The sequence below is a fragment of the Micrococcus sp. HMSC31B01 genome (assembly GCF_001816085.1).
Taxonomy (GTDB): domain Bacteria; phylum Actinomycetota; class Actinomycetes; order Actinomycetales; family Micrococcaceae; genus Micrococcus; species Micrococcus luteus.
In genome coordinates this window covers 1-3,806 of the sequence record NZ_KV825214.1, presented here as the reverse complement: position 1 = coordinate 3,806, position 3,806 = coordinate 1, and the positions used below count along the sequence as shown (strand labels likewise).

The 3,806-nt window shown below is 72.8% G+C and carries 2 protein-coding genes; both read right to left on the bottom strand.

Annotated elements, in window-relative coordinates; genetic code table 11:
* The coding region (gene leuS, locus HMPREF3105_RS08320; protein WP_070709196.1) for a leucine--tRNA ligase at window positions 1-1,992 on the bottom strand (1,992 nt) is incomplete at its 3' end.
* A 157-nt stretch (window positions 1,993-2,149) separates the two neighbouring features.
* The gene (locus HMPREF3105_RS08315) at window positions 2,150-3,475 is read right to left on the bottom strand and encodes a YkvI family membrane protein (protein ID WP_036336588.1); all 1,326 of its coding nucleotides are present in this window, start codon (window positions 3,473-3,475) and stop codon (window positions 2,150-2,152) included.
* Window positions 3,476-3,806 lie beyond the last annotated feature (331 nt).

The window sequence follows — 3,806 nt, the reverse complement described above, 5'->3', positions numbered from 1 at the left end:
CGGGGCGCCCGTCGCGCGGACGTCGCGGGCCAGGCGCCACGCGCGGGCCAGGAACTTGCCGGCGGCGCCCGGGGCGACGTCGGCCCAGTCCACGTCGTCCTCGGGCGGCGAGGCGAACACCATGGTCAGGCGCACGGCGTCGACGCCGAACTCGTCCAGCTGGTCGCCCAGGTCCACGCCGTTGCCCAGCGACTTGGACATGGCCTTGCCGCCGTTGAGCACCTGGCCCTGGTTGAGCAGGGCGCGGAACGGCTCGGTGAAGGGCACCAGGCCGAGGTCGTGCAGGGCCTTGGTGAAGAAGCGGGCGTACAGCAGGTGCAGGATCGCGTGCTCCACGCCGCCCACGTACTGGTCCACGGGCAGCCAGCGGCGCAGGGCGTCGGGGTCGAAAACGCGGGCGTCGTCGTTCGGGGACGCGTAGCGGAGCATGTACCAGGACGAGTCCACGAACGTGTCCATGGTGTCGGTGTCCCGTCGCGCGGGGCCGCCGCACTGCGGGCAGTCCACCTCGACCCACGACGTCGCCGCGGCCAGGGGCGACTGGCCCTTGGGGGCGAGCTGCTCGCCCTTGAGGTCGGTCGGCAGGGTGACCGGCAGCTGGTCCTCCGGCACGAGCACCTCGCCGCAGTCCGGGCAGTGGACCACGGGGATCGGGGTGCCCCAGAAGCGCTGACGGGAGAGCAGCCAGTCGCGCAGGCGGTACGTGGTGGTGCCCCGGCCGGTGCCGCGCTCCTGCACGATCTCGATGGCCCGCGCGATGGCGGCGGTCTTGTCCAGGCCGTCGAGCTCCCCGGAGTTCACCAGGATGCCCTCGCCGGTCGTCGCGACGCCGGAGACCGCCGGGTCCTCCTCGCCGGTGTCCAGCACGGTGCGCACGGGCAGGCCCATGGCGCGGGCGAAGTCGAGGTCGCGCTGGTCGTGGGCCGGCACGGCCATGATGGCGCCCGTGCCGTAGTCGGCCAGCACGTAGTCCGAGGCCCAGATCGGCAGACGCTCACCGGTCAGCGGGTTCACCGCGTGGCGGCCCAGGAACACGCCGCTCTTGGGACGGTCCGTGGCCTGGCGGTCGATGTCCGAGACCTTCTTCAGGTCCTCGCGGTACGCCTCGAGTTCGGCCCGCACGTCGTCGCCGGCGAGCTCGGCGGCCAGCGGGGCGTCGGCGGCGACCACCATGAAGGTCGCGCCGTGCAGCGTGTCCGGCCGGGTGGTGAAGACCGTGACGACGGGGCCGTCCTCGACCTGGAAGTCGACGTGGGCGCCCTCGGAGCGGCCGATCCAGTTGCGCTGCATGGCGAGCACGCGCTCGGGCCAGTGGCCGGTGAGCTGGTCCATGTCGTCCAGCAGCGCGTCCGCGTACTCGGTGATGCGGAAGTACCACTGGTTCAGGGTCCGCTTGGTGACCTCGGTTCCGCAGCGCTCGCAGCGGCCGTCCACGACCTGCTCGTTGGCGAGCACCGTCTGGTCCTGGGGGCACCAGTTGACCGGGGAGTCCTTCCGGTACGCCAGGCCCTTGCGGTACAGCTGCTGGAACAGCCACTGGGTCCACCGGTAGTACTCGGGGTCCGAGGTGTGCAGCTCACGGGACCAGTCCACGGCGATGCCGTACCGCTGGAAGGAGCGCTTCTGCGTCTCGATGTTCGCGTAGGTCCACTCGGCCGGGTGGGCGTCGCGCTTGATGGCGGCGTTCTCGGCCGGCAGGCCGAAGGAGTCCCAGCCGATGGGGTGCAGCACGTCGAAGCCGCGCTGCATCCAGTGGCGCGCGACGACGTCGCCCATCGCGAACGCCTCGGCGTGCCCCATGTGCAGGTCGCCCGACGGGTACGGGAACATGTCGACCACGGTGCGGGTCTCGGAGCCGTCCTCGCGCGGGGCGAACGTCCCGGCCTGCTCCCAGTACCCGGCCCAGCGGGCCTCCACGTCACGGAACGAGTACTCCGCGTCGGCGGGGATGCTGGGGGTGGCCGGCACGGCGCTGTCGGGGGTCTGGCTCACGGCGGTTCGAGTCCTCACGCAGTCGGGATGGGGCGCCGGCCCTCGGGCGGCGCGGACGGGGTCGGCGGCACGGCCGGCCACCCCATCCTACGGCGACGGCGCCCCGGCCCGGCCGCCGGGCCGCTCCGAGACGCCGTGCCCGGCCGGGCACGCGGTTTCAGGCGGAGTGGCTGCCGCCTGCCGGACGCTCGGGCCCGGCGTCGGGACCGGGGCGCGCCCCTCCGGAGGTGAGCGCGTCGTCCTCCTCGAGCACCTGGGCGACCTCGTCCTCGAGGGCCTCCGTCACCGCGTCCGGGGCCGCCACGGAGTCCCCGACCGCCTCCTGCAGCTGCACTGCGTGCTGGGCCGTGAAGGTCTTCTCCGGATGCTCACGCAGGCGGAGCAGCGCGAGCAGGCGCAGACGCAGCCCCGACTCGGCGGAGATCTGCCGGCGGTGGGTGAGCCACCAGACGAGGAGCACGAGCGCGAGCACGATCCCCAGGTGGCCCAGCGCCGGGTAGACGACGTTCATCAGGTCGCCGAAGCCGACGAAGCTCACCGCGAAGGCCAGCAGCGTGACGCCGGCGAACACGGGCCGGTAGCGGCCCGGGCGGTCGGCCGTGAGGCGGCGTCCCAGCGCGTAGAACATGCCGATCGCGGTGTTGAAGATCATCAGGTAGATCACCACGACCATCGCCCAGCCCAGCCAGGGCGCGATCGAGGCGAACAGCCGCAGCATGGGGACGTCGGCGCGGCCGATCTCGGCGTAGCCGAGGTAGAGCAGCGTGGAGGCCATCAGGAGCAGGGCGGTGTACATCAGGCCACCGGTGAGGCCGCCGAGGAACGCCTCCCGGGGGTGGGTGATGGACCCGCCGATCACGAGGCACATGGACACGGCCATCACGACGACGAGGCCGAAGTAGTTGACCGAGGACAGCCACCACGGGTCCACCGGCGTGGTGGCCTGGACGGCGAGGGACTCGTGGGCGGTGAAGCCGCCGTCGCGGGTGACCAGGACGTGGACGAACCCGGCCACGACCGCGACGACCACCAGGGGCGTGATCAGGGAGATGATCGCGGAGACCTTCTCCACGTCCAGCATGCCCGTCACGAGCACGAGCAGGGTCATCAGGGTGGAGCCCGCCCACGTCGGCCAGCCGAACTGCTGGGCGAGCGTCGAGCCCGCCCCGGCGAGCATGACGACGCCGATCGCGAAGAGCGTCACCGTCACCACGACGTCCAGGATCCGGGCCATCACGGGGTGCGAGACGCTGCGGAAGACGACCTTGTGGTCGGCCGCGAGGAACACGCTGCCCAGCTGGAGGATGACGGCGCCGCCGGCGGTGACGAGCAGGCCGGCCAGTCCCGCGCCCACGACGCCGATCCAGCCGAAGCCCACGAAGTACTGGATGACTTCGGCGCCGGTGGCGAAGCCGGCGCCGACGAGCAGGCCGACGAAGGCGAGGGCGATCTTCAGGGATCTGAGCGCGACGGGGTGCTGCACGCATGGGCCTTTCGTGGGGGACGGGGTGCGCCCGTGCGGGCCCCGGGACCGAGGACGGGCCGGAGTACGGTAGGCACGCGCGCGCCATCGTGGCCAGGACCAGGCGTCGCCGGGTTCCGGGCAGCGTGGCCTCAGGCCCACCCCAAGGCCGCCCTCCCGCTGGCACGCCGCGGTCGCGATCAGGCCGAGCATCTCGGCGGACCCCGTCCCCGCGTCCAGCGGAGACGAGGCGCCACGGCGTCGGCGGTCGAAGGCCTGGCTAGGGTGGGGACGTGCCTGTCCCGACGCCGTCCGCCGCCCCGGGCCCGCCCGTCCGCCTGCGCGATCTGCT